This is a genomic window from Hydrogeniiclostridium mannosilyticum (assembly GCF_003268275.1).
GTDB lineage: Bacteria > Bacillota > Clostridia > Oscillospirales > Acutalibacteraceae > Hydrogeniiclostridium > Hydrogeniiclostridium mannosilyticum.
Window position 1 is genome coordinate 82,705 of sequence record NZ_QLYR01000003.1, and the last position, 20,112, is coordinate 102,816.

The following is a 20,112-nucleotide window of genomic DNA, read 5'->3' on the forward strand; positions in this document are numbered from 1 at the left end:
AGCATGATTTTTCAAGGACATCTTCAGTTATTTTACTTTTCGGAAAAAATTCAGCAGCGCAGTAAAGTCTGAAGCAGCAGCCAGAAGCAGCTGCCAAAAGTAATTTCATCGACGCTGGATTTCGCCTTGATCGGCGTCTCTCCCAGCTGCTCGCCGTCCAGGCTATAGGTTATCTTGCCTAACTGCTGGCCCTCTTCCACGGGCGCCGGCACCTTTTCCGCCAAGCTGACCTCTGAGGCCACATCCCCCTCCCGGCCCTTTGGCACGACAAAGCTACCCGACTCCCCGGCAACTGTATCCACAAGGTCAAACATCCCGTTCTCAACCGCTACCGTGCCAAGCTGGTCGGTTGGCAAAGCCGGCGTGGTTACCGCCCAATTGGCAAAGCCAAAATCCAGCAATGTGGCTGCGGCATTAAAGCGGTCCTGGGTAGTCGTACTGCCCAGCGTAACCGCTACCAGGGAGATGCCGTCGCGCTCCGCCGTCGCGCTGACACAACTGCCCGCCTGCCCGGTGGTACCCGTTTTCAGCCCGGTAATTCCCCTATATGATTTTAAAAGCTTATTCGTGTTGACCAGCTGCGTCTTTCCCTCACGCAAATAATCGATCCAGGTCTGGGAATAATCAAAAATTTTCCGGTGCTTAATCAGCTCTCTGGACATCACGGCAACATCATATGCACTGGAAACATGCCCATCCTCATCTAGGCCGTTGCAGTTTTTAAAAACCGTCTCCTTCATCCCCAATTCAGCCGCACGGTCATTCATCATCTGAATAAAACTTTCCTCACTACCGGCGACATGCTCTGCCAGAGCAACCGCCGCATCGTTGGCACTGGCGATTACAGTGGCTTTCAACAGCTCGTCAACCGTCATGGTTTCTCCCGGCTCCAGCCAAATATCCGACCCTCCCATGGAAGAGGCGTGCTCACTGGCTGAAACCACGTCATCCAGGGAAATTTTACCAGAATCAATCGCCTCCATCACCAACAAAAGAGTCATGACCTTCGTTATGGAAGCAATCGCGCGCTGCTCATGGGCATTTTTCTCATATAGGATTTTTCCTGTGCCCGCCTCCATCAAGACCGCTGAAGGGGCTTTTACCTCTTCATCCGCCATAGCCGATACCGGCCTAGGGGCCTGTGCCACGAGCAGGACGGCAGCCAGCGCCACCGCGGCAATTTTACGGAGCTTCATACATCAAACACCTCTCAACTTACATAGATCGCCGCCCGCCAAAAAGGAGACGCGGCATTCATACAGCCCTGTACAGTAAATCTATGCAAAAAGAGAACCGGATATCACCGGGAAAGTAAACTGTGCCGGTTTGCTAGATTCGCACGGAGATTTGATTTTCCCTCAGATATTGTTTCAGCTGCGGAATGGAGATTTCTCCGAAGTGAAACAAGGAAGCCGCCAGCACCGCGTCTGCCCTGCCCTCCGTAAAGGCCTTCAGAAAATGCTCCAGCTTGCCGGCGCCGCCGGAGGCAATAACCGGTATGCCTACACGCTCAGACACTTGTCTTGTGAGCTCCAGGTCATAGCCTGTTTTCTGTCCGTCGCAATCCATACTGGTAAGCAGGATTTCCCCGGCGCCGAGGCGCTCCGCCTCCTGTGCCCAAAGAAGAGCATCCTTCCCTGTGTCGATTCTGCCGCCGTTCAAATAGACAGTCCAGCCCCCCTCGGGCCTTCTTTTGGCATCAATAGCGCAAACCACGCACTGGCTGCCGAATTTTTCAGCGGCCGCCGAGATCAGCTGCGGATTTTTCAGCGCCGCTGAATTGACGGAGACCTTATCCGCGCCCGCGCGCAGCAGTGTAGAAAAATCCTCTACCGCACGGATACCGCCGCCCACTGTAAAAGGGATGAAGATATGCCTGGCGATTTCCTCAACGATTTGCACCATGGTTCCCCGGCCCTGATGCGAGGCCGTAATGTCTAAGAAAGTCAGTTCGTCCGCGCCCTGCCGGTCGTAAGCAACGGCTGTTTCAACCGGGTCGCCGGCATCACGGAGGTTGACAAAGCTTGTTCCCTTTACCACCCTTCCATTATTGACGTCCAGGCACGGTATTATCCTCTTGGCAAACATTCCTCAAGCCTCCTCCTTTACAACAGCCATAAAATTCCGCAGCATCTGCAACCCCACACGGCCGCTTTTTTCCGGGTGGAACTGGGTGGCAAAAGCGTTGCCACGCTGGATCGCCGCGTCGATTTTCACTCCATATTCCGTTTGAGCCGACACCAACTGCCGCTCTTCAGCCTTTAAATAATAGGAATGCACAAAATAAACATAGGGGTTTTCCTGCAACCCTTTAAAAATGCCGTCTGTCCGCTTTAGTTCAAGGGAGTTCCAGCCCATATGCGGCACCTTCAGGCCATTCTCCGCCGGTATTCTGCAAATTCTTCCTTTAAATGCGCCCAAGCCCTTCACATGCCCAAACTCCTCGCTTTCCTCAAAAAGAAGCTGAAGCCCGAGGCAAATCCCCAGAAAAGGCCTTCCTGAAGCAATATAGTCCCGAATCGGCTGTGCCATTCCTCCGGCCTCCAGGCTATGCATGGCATCCCGGAATGCGCCGACGCCCGGCAGTACCAGGGCCTCAGCCGAAGCGATTTCAGTCCCGCTTGAAGCCAGCCGTACCGGCGCTCCAATATATTGAAAAGCCTTTTCCACACTCTGTAAATTTCCGGCGCCGTAATCCACAATTGTAATCATGCACAAATCTCCTCTTTTCCCTTCGGAATAGGATTATTTTAACACAGTGATGAGGGATTGGCAAACGCTTTGGCCGAAATATTCAGAAGCATTCCCCATATGCAGCGTGTTCCCGCCGCCAACCTGTTGATCGGGCATAAAACGGACTGCACCGCGAGTATAACTGAAGCGTGCTAATTCATTGACATATTACCCGCGGTATAGTAAAATTTAAAGAATGCTTTTTTATATTGCGGTAAAATAAAATCTTTGATTTAGGAGCGGAACAGCATGGATTATGTTGCATTGGTCGGGATTGCGGTAGGCCTCTCAATGGATGCGTTCGCCGTTTGCATTACCAACGGCGCCCTCTGTAAAAAGGTTAGGTTTTCCTTCGCTTTAAAAATGGCGCTCAGCTTTGGTCTGTTTCAGGCCCTGATGCCGACAATCGGCTGGCTTATCGGCAAAGCCGGCGAAAGCTTTATCAGCTCTGTTGACCATTGGGTCGCTTTGATCCTTCTGTGCTTTATCGGCGGACAGATGATAGTCGAATCCCTCAAAAACAGAAAAGAGCCCTCTTGCGACGAGGGCCCTGCACGCGAAGGCCTTTCTTTTAAGACCCTGATGCTGCTTTCATTAGCCACCAGCATCGATGCGCTGGCTACCGGTATTATTCTGCCGTCCGCCGTACAGGCTTCAACAGTGGTCCTGATGCTGCTGGCGGTCGCTCTCATCGGTCTGATTACCTTTGTTATCTGTATTGCCGGCGTTTATATTGGCAAAAAATTTGGCGTTCTTCTTTCGGAAAAAGCGCAAATTGCAGGTGGAATTGTGTTGATCCTCATCGGCCTGAAGATTTTTATTGAGCATATGTTTCTGCAATAGGCGCCCCTTGATCATACGCCTTTTTCACCCTTTGCGACCGTTCAAGGATTGCCTTTCTCAGGGAAAGCGGGCTGAGCACTAATATCCGGGGGCCAAATTGTGCCAACCATTCTAAAAGCCCTTCACTGCTGTTTACACTGACCAACACGGTAAAAGTATTTTTCCTACAGCAAACAAACTCCATACGCCCACCGAAATGGTCCAGCAACGGCTCCAACAGGCTTTTATCACAGCAGAGCTTTACCAGCAGGGGCGTTCCGTTGTACATATTGATAGAACGCCGCGTGTAATCCTCGACATCAAAAAAGTCCTTATATGGGCTGACTTCTGAGAAGTCGCGCGCGTCCTGATCCATAATTCTTACGCTTCGTATTCTATCCACGCGATAATTACTGACGTTGTTATACTTTTCATAATTTCCCGCTAAATAATATTTATCGTTCAGCCAAATGAGTGCATAGGGGCTTAAAAGGAAGGTCCGTCCTGTGTCCAGTCCCGCCCGCTTGCCGTCGTATAGCTTATGGTGGTAACAAAACCGAATCTTTTTCTTTTGGCAGATAGCGCGGTGAATCAAATCAATATAATGAAACAGCTCATTATTATCTGATTTTCCCCGCCCGCTTTTGCAAAGCTGTTCCTCAATGTCCCGTGCTTGGTAGCAGCTCAGCTGACAGCCCAGCTTTTTTACCAACTCCTGCGCTTTGGCGGCGCTGATGGACGGTGTCGACAGAATAGCATCCATCAAAATACGAATTTCAGCCAAATCGAACATCCGCGTTTCTAGGTAAAATCCGCGCTGTGAACCGGTTGCCTTGACAACGGCAAAGCCCGCTTCCCTCAGTAGGGAGATGTCCCGGTAAATTGATTTTCTTTCACTGGAAACCCCTTGCTTTTGCAAAAGCATACAGAGCTCCTCACCGCTGACCGGATGTTCCTTGTCGGAATAATACCATAAGATTTTTAAAAGCTCCAATATTTTTTCTTTACTGCTAGTTTTCAAGCCCAACGTGAAGCAACCCCACTATAATAAATATATATTTTTTTGAATATATCATAATTAAACTGAATTTTCCAGCTATTAGACGTGAACATTTCATACATTTTATTATATGTCAAATTGAACTTTCATGCAACTAACGGCAAAGTCTTGTTTACCAGGAAGGAGGATCTCTATTTTTCCACTTAAAATTCCGGCGTCTGTCCGGGAGCTTCTCTCTTTACTTACTAAAAACGGCTTTCAAGCCTTTGTTGTGGGAGGCTGCGTACGAGACAGCTTACTGGGAGGCTCCCCAAACGATTGGGACATCTGCACCTCTGCGCTTCCCTCTGAGACCCTCCAGGTGTTTACCGGCTACAAAACCCTGACCCATGGTCTCAAGCACGGCACTGTCACCGTTGTATCAGCCGGGCGCCTTTATGAAATTACTACTTTCCGCCGGGAAACCACCTACAGCGATTTCCGCCGCCCCGACGAAGTACAATTCATCACGGATATTCACCAGGATCTATCACGCCGTGACATTACCATCAACGCCATGGCCTATAACCCCATGGAGGGGTTGATTGATGACCACCACGGCCTGCAGGACCTTCGGGCGCGCCGGATCTGCTGCGTCGGCAATCCACAAACCCGCTTTCAAGAGGATGCCCTACGCATCCTGCGGGTTCTTCGTTTCGCTTCCACCTTAAATTTCGGCATCGAACAGCAAACCGGGTCTGCTGTTCTTGCCTGCCGCCGGTTGCTCTCCCACATTTCGGCGGAACGGCTCAACAACGAACTTCAAAAGCTATTGACTGGCGATGGCGCGGTGAAAATCTGTACGGAATTTTCCGCCGTATTTTCCGTATTTATTCCTATGACAGACGCGATGAAACGGGGCTGGGCTCTCTGTGCACCGCTGCTTTCCCATCTTCCCAAGGATCTTACGTCCCGTCTTCTATTCATGCTTGGCGGGATTCATGACTCAACGCTTATCCCCGACAGCATTGGTCTGGAAAAAGCGCTGAATGAACTACGCTTTGAAAAGCGCCAAGTCCGTGAGCTTCTCCAACTGGCCGCCCTAATGCCAACCGATCTCACAGCCTCTAACTTCAAAACCATTCTTGCTCAGATCGGAGCCCCTCAATTTTACCGCCTCCTTACGGTAAAGGAAAGCTGCCTGCACCTGATGCCTCTGGAAAGACAGGCCACAGAACGGCAAGCGCTGCTCATACTACGTGGGGAAGCAGCGGCTTTTCTGCACAACCCCAACGCTTGTTACCAGCTCCGGCAGCTTGCTGTATCCGGCCGGGATCTCCTCAGCGCCGGGGTTCCCGCAGGCCCGGAAATCGGCTGGACACTCAGGCAGCTGCTGGCGCTTGTGATCGCCGGTAAACGAAGCAACACCCGGGAAGATCTGCTGGAGGCCCTCCACGAGTTGAAACAAGCTCGGCGCTAAAAGCCCATGCGCGCCCTTGGTTTAAGAAAGATGTAAGAAAAAAGCATGTGAACTTGTAAACTCCCTGTCCTATCATAATGGCAACAAAGGGAACCGATCCCTTTACATAGGAGGAGTTCACATATGAAAAGCATCCTACAGGGTATTCTTACACTCATCGGTTTATTTTTTGCACTTTACGGTCTCTATTTTCTCATTGTCTTTAGCGGATATTTTCAGAAAAAAAAGGCCTTTCCTCCGGCTGCGCCTAAAACAAGGTTCGCGGTTCTCATCGCGGCAAGAAACGAGGAAATCGTCATCGGCGACCTGGTCGACAGTCTCCGGCAGCAGGCCTATCCATGTGAATTATACGATATTTTTGTTATCCCCAATCATTGCCACGACCGCACGGAGGAAATCGCGCGGATGCATGGTGCAAAAATCATCAGCTGCATGGTCCCTGTGAAGTCCAAGGGCGACGTTCTGCGCTACGCGTTTCAAACCCTCCGCAATGACCCCTATGACGCCTACTGCATTTTTGACGCGGACAATATTGCCGACAAGCACTTTCTTGCGGCTATGAACCGGGCATTTTGCAGCGGCGCATTGGTTGCCCAGGGCTACCGGGAAAGCAAAAACCCCGGCAGCTCATGGATTTCAGGCGGTTATTCCCTTTATTTTCGCCTGATGAACGAATGCTATAACCGTCCACGAGCCGCCAGGCATCTCCCCATATTTCTCGGCGGAACTGGTTTTGCCATTAGCCGCGAATGCCTGAGGCAAATCCCCTGGGCCACCTCTTCAATGGTTGAGGACTGCGAATATTCCCTGGCTTGTATTCTCCATGACATTAAGATTGAGTGGGTTCATGATGCGGTCACCTATGACGAACAGCCCATCCGTTTTGGCCAATCTTACCATCAGCGCCGGCGCTGGAGCAGCGGTATGCTCGGTTTATGCCGCAGAGAGGCTGCCTCCTTACTCAAAGGACAGCCAGCCCAGAAGCAGAGACCGCAGCGCCTGGATGCGTTTCTTTTCCTCTCTGCACCAGCCATTCAGGCAGCCTCTCTGCTTTCGCCGGCCCTGCTTCTGATCCTTTATCTGCTGGATCCCAGACCCGAAGTTTTATTGTACGGCTTTCTCCTGCCAAATGCGCTCTCTATTGTGGGAACGACTCTTTTCGCCTGGATTCTATCAAAAGCCGGCCCAAAATTTAACGGCGCCATCTGGAAAGGAGCGCTTTTCTTCTGGCTCTTTATTACCACCTGGTCCTGTATTCATCTAATCGGTCTTTTCAAGCGCACCGGTGAATGGAAGGAAATCCGCCATACCCAGCATGCCGATCGGCGGCTCTCACCGGCTGAACCCGCAAAAAGGTCTAAAGCCAGAAGAAAGAGGGCGCTCTCCGAACCGCTTATTTAAATAGAAAAGATATCGCCTTGTCTGCAAATTTATCACTACAGTAGAAAGCTGTCACCTGCATAGGAACAGGCCCCCTCTCCTATAAGGAGAGGGGGCCTGTTCCAGGTTGGGGCTTTCTCAAGGATTGCCGCCCCGCCCCTGTTTATCCTCCGTTGTCCGGCGGAGCGACGGCGCGGGAATGGTATAGATTTTCGTGTAAGATTCCTCTTCCGCATGGGTCTGCGGTAAATTGGGCATTAAACCCGTACATTCCGTCGTCGAGGCCACTGTACAGAAATCATCGAGGATGTTATCTTCCTCCGGTGGAAATTCATTGTATTCGATCTCAGCAATCTTTTTTACCGATTTCTTTTTTTTCAAACAACCCACTTCCTTTCCTAGGGTACCACTATTGTGCCCCTGCCGGAAAGAAACATACTGGAGAAAAGAGAGCGGACCAATATCTATATCGAAAAATCCTTCAAGGCCATCATCGCCTGCAGCCGCTGCAAGCTCGCAGTGGAGAAGGACCGGCTATCCAAGTAGTCCGCACTCCACTCAATAAAAGCCTTCAGGTCTGCCCTGACCAACGGGTCCTGTTCTGCCTGATATAATTGGATTGCAGCCGGGAGAGACGCCTCCGGCGTCTCGTACATGGCCTCCACTCCGGGCGACTCAATCTGTCCCGCCTGATAACGGGCAATGTTATACCGGGCGGCCATGCCCCCCACATTGGCATAGCAGAGCGCCAGAAAAGCCACCGAGACCACTATAGCCCCCGTTCTGACAATATTAAACTTTTTGAACTGGAAAATAATCATCAGGAAAAAAATCAGGAACAAAACAATCATGGTACAGCTGGCAAAAATGCGCAGCCGGGTCAAGCCATACTGAGAAATATAAAGCACCATTTTACTGAGGGCAGTGACGATCAGAAGCAGCGTCTCCAATGAGAGCAGAACCGAAAACACACGCATAACCCTTTCTCCGTCCTTCAGCGTCAACGCACGCACAGTTACCAGAACCACAAAATTAATTGCCGCTACCAGGCAGAGCTCAAAAAAACCATGCCGCGCATATTCCGCATAGGTGAATCCATCCGGACGAACCTGATATAATGCGGAAAACAACGTCGTCGCCTGAGAAATAAAGAACATCATGTAAACCAGACAAAGCACCGCCAGAATCGTCCCTGTCAGCGCGGCAGGCGCAATACGGCGGGCCTCACGGTTCTGCTCAATATGCCGCACTTTATCCTCACGGCTTTTCTGCCAATGCGTGCTGCCATACAGCAACCCGAACAAATAACAGCCCACCAGCAATGCAAACGGAATCCGCAACAATACCCGCGGGAAATAGCGGAATACATCCGCAAACATAGTGGCAATCAACCGGCGAAAATCACCGTCCGCCGACATCAGCAGCCAGAGTACCACCATCAATAGCGGCACAGCCAGCAGCAGGCCCAGCAGAATTGCCAGCAGCGTCTTATGCTTTTTCTTTTTCCCCTTTAAGGTAAATAAAGCGCAAAGGCCCTCGCCAAAATTCCCGAAAGGAACATAGAATAATTGCTCAACAGCGTTTGAAAATAAATATTGCCCGATGTTGCGGCCAATTCTTTTCTCTGAAACCATTCCTACCCAATACACGGTTCCCAAAATAAAAAACAACAAATTCCACACTCGTAAAAACGGGTCTGAAAATACGGCGAAGCAGGCGGCAGACAGAAAAAGCACAACCAGCAGCACACAACTTCCTGCCCGGAACACAGCCCCGTTATGGTACAGATAGGGAATGGCTACCGCATAAAAGCACAGCGCAAACAGGGTCGTCCCTACACCGGGATTGGGCAAAAAGACAAACCTGACAAAAAGATAGCCACAAACGAAAATCAGCAACGCAGCACCCCTGTCCCAAGCGGAATAACTGCTCTTTTGCACATGAATCTCCGGGGCCGGCGAAGGGATTGTTTGCTTTTGCTCCTGAACGGCTTGATTTGTCTCCATTGAAAATTCCTCCTTAACCTGTCAAATTAATGTTCGGGGTCTTCCGCCAGATATTCCAATAGGTCGGCCGGCTGGCAATCCAGTGCCTTACAGAGCGCTTCCAGCGTGGAAAAGCGGATGGCCTTGGCCCGGTTATTTTTTAATATGGAAAGATTCGCCGGCGTAATGCCCACCTTTGCGGCAAGATCGCCCGCAGAAATCTTTCTCTTTGCCATTACTACATCCAGATTTACAATAATCGGCAAGTACGCCCACATCCCTTCTTCGTAAACCGGCACGGCTTCCCCCGGCGGCTTACAAGCCTTGTTCATGCATTTTTAACTACAGTACAGCGTTTACACTGTGAGGTCATTTTCCTCTTTTATTGCCAGCGCCTGCTCAAAAACATTTTTCACCACACGTACAATCAGGCCGATAAAAGCAAACGCTACCGCAACCAACAAAAAGGATAGATAAAAGAGCCCAGCGAGCAGTGTAACAATTGCAACACAAAAGGAGCACCAAGAGATCAGGCGGAGAGAGAATATATTCGCCTCTGAAAAAAATTCCCCCTTATGAATGCGGGACAAAAGACGGTTGAGGTAAAGCAGCAGCACCGCGCTTGGAGCCGCACTGACATAGACAACAATGCAAAACAGCTGGCAATAAAACTGGCTGTTTTCCCGGCCGGAAAAGTACCAATACGCAATCTGCGGCGCAAACACCACTGCTGCCAAAAGCAGTGCCATAAAAAGCCATGTACAAACAATGGTCAGCCGCAGAGATTTTGAACGGTTCCACATAGTATTCCCCCTGGCTAAAAAATAATAAACTAATTTGGAACACCCTGAGTATAGCATAGCAATTATTAAATTGCAATACAAATTTATCGTTTTTCGATATATTTCATTTTTGTAAGATTTGAAGGGCCATTGACTTTTGCCCATGCGCTGACTATAATAAGGATAAATAGAATACGATCGCGGTTGTATTTCATACATTAATAGGGAATACGGTGAAAGGCCGTAGCAGCTCACTCTACTGTATAATGGACGAACAGCAATTGTCACTGGCCTATTTGAGGGCTGGGAAGATGCTTAGTAGGATGAAATTGAGCCAGGAGACCTGCCGTGATTGAATAAGAAACCCATTCGGTGAGGAATGAAGGGCGCGGCAAAGGGATTTTCCCACCGCTTTGTTGTTATGCCTTTCTGGACACAGCCGAACAACGCTGTGTCCTTTTTGTTTTTTACATAAACCATTGGGCATTTCCTCCGCTCAATGCTTCCATTAAAAGAAAGGACTGTTTCAATGAGTCGTTTTTTCACGGATGACCTGCCAATCTCCCCCAGAATCCCTAAGCTAATCAGCGCCTTGTACGACCACATGCCGGAAATAGAGGCTGATCGGGCTGTTTTATTAACAGAGTCTTATAAGAAGACCGAAGCCCTTCCCGTCATCACCCGGCGGGCAAAGGCCTTCGCCCATATTTTGAAGCATATCCCCATCACAATCCGGGAGGATGAGCTGATTGTCGGAAGCGCCACCCGTTCCCCGCGCGGCTGCCAGGTTTTTCCTGAATTTTCTTATGAATGGCTTGAAGGCGAACTAGACACTATTTCGACCCGTGCGGCTGACCCTTTTGCCGTCTCTGATGAGACAAAGGCTACTTTGCGGAAGGTTTTCCCCTATTGGAAGGGCAAAACCACCAGCGAACTAGCCCTTTCCTATATGGCGCCGGAGGCTAAAACAGCTATTGACCACAATATTTTTACACCCGGCAATTATTTTTATAACGGTGTTGGCCATGTAACCGTTTGCTATGGAAAAATCCTCGCCACCGGCTATAAAGGAATTATTGCCGAAGCGCGTACTGCTTTGGAGGGGCTTCGAGCTTCTGACAGCGATTATGCAAAACGCAGCCATTTCCTCCAGGCCGTCATCACCAGCTGTGAGGCCGTCATACGCTATGCGGAACGCTATGCAGAACTGGCGCGCACACTTGCCAGCGCTTGCTCCGACCCCGCCAGAAAGGCGGAGCTTGAAACCATTGCTCAAAACTGTGCTCAGGTGCCTGCCAACCCTGCCCGCACCTTCCATGAAGCGCTTCAATCCTTTTGGTTTGTCCAAATGCTGCTACAAATGGAATCCAGCGGTCACTCCATTTCTCCCGGCCGGTTCGACCAATACATGTATCCATACTACCGGGCGGACCTGGAAAAAGGCCTAATCACCCGGGAATCGGCCCAGGAGCTCATCGATTGCGTCTGGGTGAAGCTCAATGACCTGAACAAGGCCCGGGACGCGGCCTCTGCAGAGGGCTTCGCCGGTTACAGCCTGTTTCAGAACCTTTGTGCCGGCGGGCAGGACCAAAGTGGAAACGACGCCACAAACGACTTATCCTTCCACTGCGTTCAGGCCTCTATGCACACCCGTTTGCCCCAGCCCTCTTTCTCTGTGCGCATTTGGAACGGAACCCCCCATGCTTTCATGCTGAAGTGTGCCGAGCTGACCCGCACAGGAATCGGCCTGCCCGCCTATTATAACGATGAAGTCATCATACCCTCGCTGATGAGCCGCGGCCTTACCCTGGAGGATGCCCGCGACTATAATATCATCGGTTGTGTAGAACCCCAAAAGGCCGCCAAGACGGAAGGCTGGCATGATGCCGCTTTCTTTAACATGTGCCGGCCGCTTGAGCTTGTTTTTTCCAACGGAGTTGACCAAAACGTACAAATCGGCCCGGCAACCGGGGAGGTGAGCGCAATGCGCACCTTCGATGATTTCTTCAATGCCTATAAAGCACAGATGAATTACATGATTGCCCTGATGGTAAACGCCGATAACGCCATTGACGTCGCGCACGCCGAGCGTGCGCCCCTCCCCTTCCTTTCTTCTATGATTGAAGATTGCATCGGCCGCGGCAAAAGTGTGCAGGAGGGCGGCGCCATCTACAATTTCACCGGACCACAGGGTTTCGGCATTGCCAATATGGCCGATTCCCTCTATGCGGTAAAAACGCTGGTTTACGAAAAGCAACTATGTTCAATGACCGATTTGAAGGATGCATTGATCCACAACTTTGGCAGAGGGATTCCTGAAAAAAAAGCAAAGGAGCTCACTGAAAAGGTTGTGGAGCAGGTCTACCGCATGGGTAAGACTGTTCCCGAGGCGGGTATTCGCAGCATTTACCAGGCCCTTCTCCAGGGGAGCGGCGACCCCGCGCAAAAGGCAAAATATGACCATATTCTTGAGCTGATCGACAACCTGCCGAAATTTGGCAATGATCTCGGCGAGATCGACGCGTTTGCCCGTGAGGTGGCCTATACCTACACAAAGCCGCTTGAGACCTATAAAAATCCACGCGGGGGCACCTACCAAGCCGGTTTGTACCCTGTTTCCGCCAATGTGCCGCTGGGCGCTCAAACGGGCGCCACCCCGGACGGCCGCCTGGCTTATACCCCTGTTGCAGACGGCGTTTCCCCCGCCGCAGGACGCGACAGCCATGGTCCTACCGCCGCGGCGAACTCCGTCTCCAAGCTTGACCACTTTATCGCCTCCAATGGAACGCTTTTCAACCAAAAATTTCACCCCTCCGCTTTGAGCGGCCTTTCCGGCCTAGAAGCCTTTACAGCGCTCATTCGGGGCTATTTCGACCAAAAGGGCAGCCACATGCAGTTTAACGTAGTCAGCCGCGAGACGCTGTTGGATGCACAGAAGCACCCTGAAAATTATAAGACGCTTGTCGTTCGTGTTGCAGGCTACAGCGCGCTGTTCACCTCTCTTTCGAAATCCCTTCAGGATGACATCATCAACCGGACTGAGCAGCAAGGATTTTAAGAAAGACGGAGGCTAAATACGAATGATGAAACCAGCCTACTTATCTGCTAAGGGCCGTATTTTTGATATTCAGCGTTACTCCATTCACGACGGCCCGGGCATCCGCACCATTGTCTTTTTAAAGGGCTGCCCGCTTCGCTGCCGCTGGTGCTGTAACCCGGAATCCCAAATCCATGAGCTCCAAACCATGACAATGAACGGAAAGACCAGTGTTGTCGGCCGGGATGTCACTGTGGAGGAAATCTTCCCGGAGCTTATCAAGGACTTGCCCTATTACCGGCGTTCCGGCGGCGGTATAACACTCTCCGGTGGAGAGGCGCTGGCACAGCCGCAATTTGCCCCGGCCCTGTTGCACGCCTGTCAGGACTATGGCATCAATACCGCCATAGAAACTACCGGCTTCGCGCCATTCCCTGTGATTGAGAAATATTTGCCCTACTTGGATTATATTTTAATGGACATCAAACATATCAACAGCCGCAAGCACAAAGAATTTACCCGCCAGCCCAATGAGTTGATTCTGGAAAACGCCCGAAGGATCGCAGAGCGGCACAGAAATCTAACAATCCGAGTACCGGTTATCCCTACCTTTAACGATACGCCCGCGGAGATTTCGGCTATCGCCAGGTTTGCAGGAACCCTGCCGGGCGTCACACGTTTGCACCTGTTACCCTATCACCGCCTAGGTGAGGGAAAATACGCGGGCCTGGGCCGTGAGTATACCTTGGCAGGTATTACCCCCATGCCAGAAGAAAAAATTCAGGAGCTGCTGCGGGCGGCACAGGGGTTTGGCCTGCAATGCCAAATCGGCGGTTAACCTCTCCGGGTAGCCCTGAAATAAATCATAGATAGAAGGCCTGCTGCAAAAAATAATTGCAGCAGGCCTTCTGTTGTTTAGTCAGGCTTTTACGACAGGTCGTTTAGGGTGCCGAAGGTATAGCCTAAATTCTCCCATTGGGTCAATAGCTCATCAAGAATCTCACAATTGGTTTTGGAGGTACTGTGGAGCAAAACAATGGAGCCCGGATGGATTCTAGGGATCAGCTTCTTAAAAGCCTCCTCCTTTGTGGGCTGTTGGTCCTGGTACCAATCTACATACGCCAGGCTCCAGAAAACCGTCTTATAGCCTAAATCATTAGCCTGTTTGAGGTTATTTTCACTGTATTTTCCTTGGGGCGGACGGTAAAATTTCTGCATTTCCTGGCCAGTGGTTTCCTTGTAAAGCTCCTCCAGCGAACGAATTTCCCTGCTAAAGGACTCTGCATCGGCTATTTTTGACATGTCATAATGGTGGTAGGTGTGATTACCGACAATATGTCCCTCGTCCACCATGCGTTTTACAAGCTCTGGGCTCGTTTCAATATAATTTCCTACTACAAAAAAGGCCGCCTTTACGTTATGCTTTTTTAACGTGTCCAAAATCGCCGGGGTATAACCAGCCTCAAATCCTGCATCAAAGGTGAGATAAATCACCTTTTCCTGAGTGTCCCCGATATAATAAGCATTGTGTTGCTTCAAAAAATCAACGGAGGCATTGCCAACCGGGGGCTCCCCTTCTTTTTGAAAGCTAAGGCCCCAATTCGTATTTCCATCCGCGGCAGTTTCCACGCTTTTTTCCGAAAGGTTGCCGAATAAAAACGGCAAAGCTACCAACAGTACCAGTCCCAGAGCCGCCAGCAGGATATATTTTCTCTTGACTATGACAAACATCCACCACACCACCCTATTATTATTGCGGAGTAATCAATCCATATGCTGCAAAGCAGATTTTTATTCCTGAAGCCCTTTTACCCTTGCTTTTCAACAGCCGGCAGCTTATAATAACCATAACTTTACAAGACTAAGCGCAAAAGGAGCAAGATGGATGGAGTATTTCGCCTGCGAGCAAATCAGACGAATCATCGATGGAAAGGGAATTGAAAGCCGCATTCCCCTGACCTATGACCTTTGGATCGATCCCGCTGTTTTCGGACAGCACGAAAAAACAGCGGATGCACTCTTGAAAGAGTATACCGGGGATGTAGAGAGTCTTTACCTCGGTATGCCCGGTATTTTTGACACCCCCAATGATGACCCGCACTATCGTTATCTCAGTAAGGATAAAGCCCTAGCTGAGGGAACCGCCGGCCTGGATGCGGTCATTGCCATTGATGACTGGACAGAATTGCCCGATATTCTGGCGGATTTCCCCTCTGCGGAGTATCCCGGCCTCATTCCACAAGCAGGCCCTAAAAGCAGATACCGGCTCATTCACTGGTGGTATTGGCTTTTTGAGCGTCTATGGTCCCTGCGTGGGATGGAAAACGCCTTGATGGACTTTTATCTATATCCCGGTCAAATTCACCAATTGTTCGACAAGCTGACCGATTTTTACTGTCGTGTGCTGGAACGCGGTAAAAGCGAGCTGGCTGCCGACGGCCTGTTCATTTCCGACGATATCGGCACCCAAAAAGGCCCCTTTTTTTCGTTGGATATTTTTCGTGAATTTTTTAAGCCCTACTATAAAAGGCTGATTGATAAGGCACACGCCCTGGATATGCACGTCTGGATGCATACCTGCGGCAACATCGAGCTTTTTCTTCCCGATCTAATTGAAATCGGCTTGGACGTCATTCACCCCATTCAAAAGTACACGATGGATGAGGCTGAGATTGCCAAGAAATTTGGCGGACAAATCACCTTTTGGGTCGGTTTTGATGTCCAGCAAATCATCCCATATGGCACACCGCAGGAGGTCGCGCAGGAGGTCCGGCATTTGGTTGATACCTTCGCCCGTAAGGACGGCCGTTTTATGCTGACGCTCGGCAATGGCGCTACCCCCGATTTTCCCATCGAAAGCCTTCAGGCCCTACTGAAAACCAGCTACGAATACGGCCGGAAAAAGGCTGCCGAAATCCGCTAACTGTGGTAATCGCCTTCTAAACAAGGATAGAATACAAGAAGCATAAAAGGACGAGCCCTTTTCATTAAGGCTGGTCCTTTTATTTATATGAAAGGCGAAACATAATACCTGGCAACCGGCAGGCCTTAGCCCAAACAGGCCAAAGGACCTATGACAAAAAATGCATCATTCTGCAATTGCCCAAAAGCGAAAATCTTTGGGCAAGCGGTATATAAAAAGCGTAAAACCAGAAACTGATTTTACGCTGAACCATTCATTTATAGAAAGACAGTACCCATGTAAAAATTTTGTCAGCAGACAAAGCAGCCGTGCTACTCCACCTGAGCAGATATTGCCAGAAGCGCGATGGCACATTCATTTGTTCTCGGAAGAATTTGAATCTCACTCAGGTCCACATATTGCTCTAAGTCCATCTCCAGAAGCGTAACTACTGTATTACCGATTTCCTTAGATAGATTTTTCGTCCATAGTCCCCTCTGTGGATACGCATAGGGTCTGGCATCCCGATAATCTCCATATGAATCATCTGGCATTCTGGGAGTAAAGCTCTTGTCTACCCCTTCCACATATGTTCCAAAACCAGAGGCTATATAATTTGGAAATCCCATGTCCACCTGGCCAGGAAAGGTAATCTCACGCCTATAGCCTGCCTGTACATAGCTGCTGCCCTGCTTAGCGGTTACATAAATATCTGCTAAAGTGGTAAACACATCATGGTTATCACAAAATGCCGAGACTAAGAAGTAAAGCTTTTTCGCCCTAATATCAAGCGGAAATAACAGCGGTTTATGCCAGTTTACGGGAATGAAGCCACCAGGATTCAATTTCAGTGGAACTCCCTGCAGTAAGGAAACCTCCGTATTCTGCTTAAATAAATCCTTCATAATCTCATCAGGATGAACAATCATGTGGCCAAATGCTATGTGCGGTTTAAATTTTCCGCCTCCTGCAAAGTCCGAGCGCATGACAAGTTCCTCCGTGCTTCGGGTTTCGCCGGCAAACATTCCTTCAGGACTGGATACACCAGACAGCTCTATAGGCACTACCTTGGTCTGGACCTCCGCCTCAAACACAAAGTCCACACGGGTTTTACTGCTGAACAAGTACAGGCTCGCTTTATTTTGATGGGTTGAAAGATTGGCCATTTGTCTCTCTGTAAGCACGAACCTTTTTCGCCCCGATACCTCTTCGGCGCCTAATTTCAGCACGGCTTCCTCATCAATATTTATGTGAAGTTCATTCCCCTGCAACCGAGCCTCCACAAGATAGGGTGGAATTACCGTGATGGTACAAGGGTAATAGAATTGCCGGCCTTCATGCTGCAGAAGAAGAAAAAATGTCCGTCTGGCAAAATTAATCAGCCCCTGCCAGCCAAATTTTTCATATGGCTCAAGCAGACGGTCTGCCAGCGTCACTAACAGTCCATCGTCCGTAATGCGCGAATTTTTTAATACGCCACAGCGGTCGTCAACACCAACCACTTTTACCCCATTTACGGCAATCACAATTACTTCGTTATCGGTTCCATAGGCCTTATAAGATACAGAATAATCAAGCGCTTCCACCGCCAACTTCAGTTCCACCTGTTCAGCTGTTCCCAGATCGATTTCCACCTCATATTTATTGCCCTGAATCGTGACTGCAGGCGTTGCCATTTTTCCGTTGACCGTTGCTGTGACCGCCTGGAACGGCTCCAATTTCTGCCGAAAAACCTTCCGCATACAATGATCAGTTTGAATCCAATAGGTGCCTCTGTCATACGTGATACAGCACCCAGTTATCTGCAGCTTAGCATGCTGCCAGCTGTCAGGAAAACAGGGAGAAATCGTCATACAGTTGGTGAGCTTGTTGATATCTACCCCAAAAATCCCGGAGATGACTCCATCCGAAAAAGCGCCCGCTGACGGCGAAAAATAAGCAAACCGCCGCTCATTTGCCGTCTCCGGGAAGGAGCCCCGCTGGTATGGGCTGCAAACTCGTTTGGCAATGAATTCAAGCGGTCTGACCGCATCATTGTTCATACCGAGCTTAGCAAAGGCCCTGGCAGCTACCGGCTGCATATCACTGCCGCATTGCATGCCCCAAGTCGGACATCCCCAGTAATCGTGGTCCGCAAAATGGTTGCTCTGGTAGACTTCGCCCTCTTCCCCAGACAGTCGATGCTTCAGATGGTCTATACTAGTAAGCTGATCTAATATAGGTAGCTGGTCGTACAAAATTGGATAGCAGATGCCATGATAGGTGGTCTCATAGCGTGTCTGCCCTGCATTATCCTGGTACCAAGCAAACCGGCCAATATCCCTTTTCCATAATATTTTCCGCAGGGAATCCAGCGCCATGCCGGAAGCTGCCCGATACTTTTGCGCCTCCTCCGTTTTTCCAAGTAAACCCTTCAGCGCAGCCATAATCATCAGCATCAACGCTCCGATCGCGCCAGGGGCTGCGCCTTTACCCGGCGTTGCCTCAAAATCCTCTTGGTTGCCGACCTGTGTGTTCCAGGCCAGGACGCTGCTTCCCGACGGGTCACACTCTGCGAACGTTTGTTGAAGCGCTCGCTCAAGCAACGGTTCTAACTGCTCCGCCATTTTGATATCCCCGGTCATCTGGATATATTGAAAGGCATTTCTAAAAAAGAACTGATTATTTCCACCCCAGTCCCGCCTGCCATCCCGGCTCCAGCAAATATCCGGTATTGCACCGTCAGGGCAAATCTGCCGCTCTACTTCTTCTAAATAGCGCTTTATACGTCCAGCATTTCCTCCACTGATCTCATGAACCACCTGCTCCACATGCCAGAAGGATGGCCAGTGGTGGAAACTCTCGACCCAGCCTAGCGGATCCACATAAGCATACTCAATATTGAGCAGAGCGTGCTGAAACGCCTCATTCAGTTCAGGAACCGGTGTCTCCAAGTACCATTTTTTCATTTTTTCAGCATAATAGGACTGAATTTTTTCTATTTCGGTTTCCGGGTCCAACGAAGCGATTTCCTTTGCCCGGGTTGCATCGGTTGAAAAGCCAACCACCAATCCCAGCGAACGGTAATCTGTACTGCCCACAGCATAGCTGCCGCCGGAAGCATTGTCGTAAATTTTAAAATCTAAATTTCCCTTTACAGCCGTTCTAAGTACACGGTGTTTACGGCTGACCATGACATAACCTTCCTCCATCTCACAGGCACCATGTTCACAGTCGATATTACTGCCAGCCATACCCGGATTAGGAGAGAGATGCATAAATGCCGTATCTCCATTGCCAAACTTAACCGACAGTCTTTTTCTGGAGGACGTGGAAATTCGAATGACTGCACCGCCTTCCCATACAAACTGCTCTCGATCCAATATCAAGGGGTAAATTTCCGCGCACACTTCCTCGTCATTGAACAGACAGTGCCCTTTCAATCCACCTATAACATTATCTGCCGTTCCCCTCTGGCACTTTTCAAGCTCCATAAAATTGCCGTCAAGGCCAATGACAAACTTTGCCAAAAAGACCTGGTAGGCCAACTGGTTTTCTTCATTGTCGTAAGCCATAACCGCCATATTGGGATAATCCTGGCGCATAAAAACAATACTTTGCTGAAAAGCGCAGGCTCTCTCGTCAAAATTTGTGTAGCTTGGATTGCTTTCTTTGTTTGTCATTTTTCCACCCCACCAACACCCTTCACCGTGCAACTACGGCAAGGCCCACTTATAAAAACGTTTTCCGGTTAGTAAATAAACCTTTCCAATCATTTCCTTCCTGATAGGCATCCCAGATGAAGACTCATCTATCAACGTTTGAAACAAGTATATCTACGCGCCTCCATCCTGTCAAGCTTTTATATTGAAATTGCAAATAATGCGCAATATTTTACAGAAAGCTTGGAAACTACTTTTAGTGAGCCTGACTAAATTACATGTAGAGCATGAAACCCTCATTCTATAAAATAAGTAAAAACAATAAATGTTAGAGGAGGAAATCTGTTCTACAAAATAATTGTCTCTTCATT

At 49.7% G+C, this 20,112-nt stretch carries 16 protein-coding genes and 1 riboswitch; of the genes, 6 read left to right on the plus strand and 10 right to left on the minus strand.

Annotated features, from left to right (window positions below; translation table 11 throughout):
• Nucleotides 1–50: 50 nt before the first annotated feature.
• The 3 genes from DPQ25_RS06890 to hisH all read right to left on the minus strand — a co-directional run bounded on the left by DPQ25_RS06890 (nucleotide 51) and on the right by hisH (nucleotide 2,712).
• On the minus strand, nucleotides 51–1,196 hold the full coding sequence (locus DPQ25_RS06890) for a D-alanyl-D-alanine carboxypeptidase family protein (RefSeq protein ID WP_112332440.1): 1,146 nt from the start codon (nucleotides 1,194–1,196) through the stop codon (nucleotides 51–53).
• Between the two features lie 133 nt (nucleotides 1,197–1,329).
• Entirely contained in the window at nucleotides 1,330–2,088 is a 759-nt protein-coding gene (hisF, locus tag DPQ25_RS06895; protein WP_112332441.1) for an imidazole glycerol phosphate synthase subunit HisF, read from the minus strand.
• 3 nt (nucleotides 2,089–2,091) lie between these two features.
• Nucleotides 2,092–2,712 carry an imidazole glycerol phosphate synthase subunit HisH gene (hisH, locus tag DPQ25_RS06900; RefSeq protein ID WP_112332442.1) on the minus strand — a complete coding sequence of 207 codons (621 nt, stop codon included), beginning with the start codon at nucleotides 2,710–2,712 and terminating at the stop codon, nucleotides 2,092–2,094.
• Nucleotides 2,713–2,982: 270 nt separating this feature from the next.
• Here hisH and DPQ25_RS06905 point away from each other — a divergent pair, with 270 nt between their 5' ends.
• Nucleotides 2,983–3,576 (plus strand): manganese efflux pump MntP, encoded by a 594-nt coding sequence (locus tag DPQ25_RS06905; protein ID WP_112332443.1) that lies wholly within the window; start codon nucleotides 2,983–2,985, stop codon nucleotides 3,574–3,576.
• Here the strand turns inward: DPQ25_RS06905 and DPQ25_RS06910 are convergent.
• A complete protein-coding gene (locus DPQ25_RS06910) occupies nucleotides 3,551–4,582 on the minus strand; it encodes a helix-turn-helix transcriptional regulator (RefSeq protein WP_112332444.1) in 1,032 nt (343 codons plus the stop codon). The genes DPQ25_RS06905 and DPQ25_RS06910 overlap by 26 nt on opposite strands.
• A 244-nt stretch (nucleotides 4,583–4,826) precedes the next feature.
• On the opposite strand from DPQ25_RS06910, the gene DPQ25_RS06915 reads away from it, so the two are divergent.
• Together DPQ25_RS06915 and DPQ25_RS06920 are read left to right on the plus strand one after the other, a co-directional pair.
• Nucleotides 4,827–6,014 carry a CCA tRNA nucleotidyltransferase gene (locus DPQ25_RS06915; protein ID WP_177576905.1) on the plus strand — a complete coding sequence of 396 codons (1,188 nt, stop codon included), beginning with the start codon at nucleotides 4,827–4,829 and terminating at the stop codon, nucleotides 6,012–6,014.
• Nucleotides 6,015–6,137: 123 nt separating this feature from the next.
• Nucleotides 6,138–7,415, plus strand: a complete 1,278-nt coding sequence (locus DPQ25_RS06920; RefSeq protein WP_112332446.1) for a glycosyltransferase family 2 protein — start codon at nucleotides 6,138–6,140, stop codon at nucleotides 7,413–7,415.
• A gap of 117 nt (nucleotides 7,416–7,532) precedes the next feature.
• Here the strand turns inward: DPQ25_RS06920 and DPQ25_RS06925 are convergent, their stop codons facing one another.
• From DPQ25_RS06925 to DPQ25_RS06940, 4 genes are all read right to left on the minus strand, one after another.
• Complete coding sequence (locus DPQ25_RS06925) at nucleotides 7,533–7,775, minus strand: hypothetical protein (protein ID WP_112332447.1); 243 nt, start codon at nucleotides 7,773–7,775, stop codon at nucleotides 7,533–7,535.
• 83 nt (nucleotides 7,776–7,858) lie between these two features.
• A complete protein-coding gene (locus DPQ25_RS06930; protein ID WP_112332448.1) occupies nucleotides 7,859–9,400 on the minus strand; it encodes a DUF4153 domain-containing protein in 1,542 nt (513 codons plus the stop codon).
• Between the two features lie 26 nt (nucleotides 9,401–9,426).
• Complete coding sequence (locus tag DPQ25_RS06935; protein WP_112332449.1) at nucleotides 9,427–9,645, minus strand: helix-turn-helix domain-containing protein; 219 nt, start codon at nucleotides 9,643–9,645, stop codon at nucleotides 9,427–9,429.
• A 90-nt stretch (nucleotides 9,646–9,735) separates the two neighbouring features.
• Nucleotides 9,736–10,182 (minus strand): DUF2975 domain-containing protein, encoded by a 447-nt coding sequence (locus DPQ25_RS06940; RefSeq protein WP_177576907.1) that lies wholly within the window; start codon nucleotides 10,180–10,182, stop codon nucleotides 9,736–9,738.
• Nucleotides 10,183–10,345: 163 nt separating this feature from the next.
• Nucleotides 10,346–10,526: riboswitch (cobalamin riboswitch) on the plus strand.
• A gap of 164 nt (nucleotides 10,527–10,690) precedes the next feature.
• Between DPQ25_RS06940 and DPQ25_RS06945 the strand changes: the two genes are divergently transcribed.
• Together DPQ25_RS06945 and DPQ25_RS06950 are read left to right on the plus strand one after the other, a co-directional pair.
• Nucleotides 10,691–13,219: a glycyl radical protein gene (locus DPQ25_RS06945; RefSeq protein WP_112332451.1), complete on the plus strand. Its 2,529-nt coding sequence runs from the start codon at nucleotides 10,691–10,693 to the stop codon at nucleotides 13,217–13,219.
• A 22-nt stretch (nucleotides 13,220–13,241) separates the two neighbouring features.
• The gene (locus DPQ25_RS06950; protein WP_456237275.1) at nucleotides 13,242–14,036 is read left to right on the plus strand and encodes a glycyl-radical enzyme activating protein; all 795 of its coding nucleotides are present in this window, start codon (nucleotides 13,242–13,244) and stop codon (nucleotides 14,034–14,036) included.
• An 89-nt stretch (nucleotides 14,037–14,125) separates the two neighbouring features.
• Here the strand turns inward: DPQ25_RS06950 and pdaA are convergent, their stop codons facing one another.
• The gene (gene pdaA, locus DPQ25_RS06955) at nucleotides 14,126–14,929 is read right to left on the minus strand and encodes a delta-lactam-biosynthetic de-N-acetylase (protein ID WP_112332452.1); all 804 of its coding nucleotides are present in this window, start codon (nucleotides 14,927–14,929) and stop codon (nucleotides 14,126–14,128) included.
• A 154-nt stretch (nucleotides 14,930–15,083) separates the two neighbouring features.
• On the opposite strand from pdaA, the gene DPQ25_RS06960 reads away from it, so the two are divergent.
• Nucleotides 15,084–16,121: a uroporphyrinogen decarboxylase family protein gene (locus tag DPQ25_RS06960; protein ID WP_112332453.1), complete on the plus strand. Its 1,038-nt coding sequence runs from the start codon at nucleotides 15,084–15,086 to the stop codon at nucleotides 16,119–16,121.
• A 311-nt stretch (nucleotides 16,122–16,432) separates the two neighbouring features.
• Here DPQ25_RS06960 and DPQ25_RS06965 read toward each other — a convergent pair whose 3' ends face one another.
• The gene (locus DPQ25_RS06965; RefSeq protein ID WP_112332454.1) at nucleotides 16,433–19,762 is read right to left on the minus strand and encodes a glucosidase family protein; all 3,330 of its coding nucleotides are present in this window, start codon (nucleotides 19,760–19,762) and stop codon (nucleotides 16,433–16,435) included.
• Nucleotides 19,763–20,112 lie beyond the last annotated feature (350 nt).

What these genes read in the sequence shown, in the direction of transcription:
- DPQ25_RS06890 (WP_112332440.1), bottom strand. Translation starts at nt 1,196, where the DNA reads ATGAAGCTCCGTAAAATTGCCGCGGTGGCGCTGGCTGCCGTCCTGCTC.
- hisF (WP_112332441.1), bottom strand. Translation starts at nt 2,088, where the DNA reads ATGTTTGCCAAGAGGATAATACCGTGCCTGGACGTCAATAATGGAAGG.
- hisH (WP_112332442.1), bottom strand. Translation starts at nt 2,712, where the DNA reads ATGATTACAATTGTGGATTACGGCGCCGGAAATTTACAGAGTGTGGAA.
- DPQ25_RS06905 (WP_112332443.1), top strand. Translation starts at nt 2,983, where the DNA reads ATGGATTATGTTGCATTGGTCGGGATTGCGGTAGGCCTCTCAATGGAT.
- DPQ25_RS06920 (WP_112332446.1), top strand. Translation starts at nt 6,138, where the DNA reads ATGAAAAGCATCCTACAGGGTATTCTTACACTCATCGGTTTATTTTTT.
- DPQ25_RS06930 (WP_112332448.1), bottom strand. Translation starts at nt 9,400, where the DNA reads ATGGAGACAAATCAAGCCGTTCAGGAGCAAAAGCAAACAATCCCTTCG.
- DPQ25_RS06940 (WP_177576907.1), bottom strand. Translation starts at nt 10,182, where the DNA reads ATGTGGAACCGTTCAAAATCTCTGCGGCTGACCATTGTTTGTACATGG.
- DPQ25_RS06945 (WP_112332451.1), top strand. Translation starts at nt 10,691, where the DNA reads ATGAGTCGTTTTTTCACGGATGACCTGCCAATCTCCCCCAGAATCCCT.
- DPQ25_RS06950 (WP_456237275.1), top strand. Translation starts at nt 13,242, where the DNA reads ATGATGAAACCAGCCTACTTATCTGCTAAGGGCCGTATTTTTGATATT.
- pdaA (WP_112332452.1), bottom strand. Translation starts at nt 14,929, where the DNA reads ATGTTTGTCATAGTCAAGAGAAAATATATCCTGCTGGCGGCTCTGGGA.
- DPQ25_RS06960 (WP_112332453.1), top strand. Translation starts at nt 15,084, where the DNA reads ATGGAGTATTTCGCCTGCGAGCAAATCAGACGAATCATCGATGGAAAG.
- DPQ25_RS06965 (WP_112332454.1), bottom strand. Translation starts at nt 19,762, where the DNA reads ATGACAAACAAAGAAAGCAATCCAAGCTACACAAATTTTGACGAGAGA.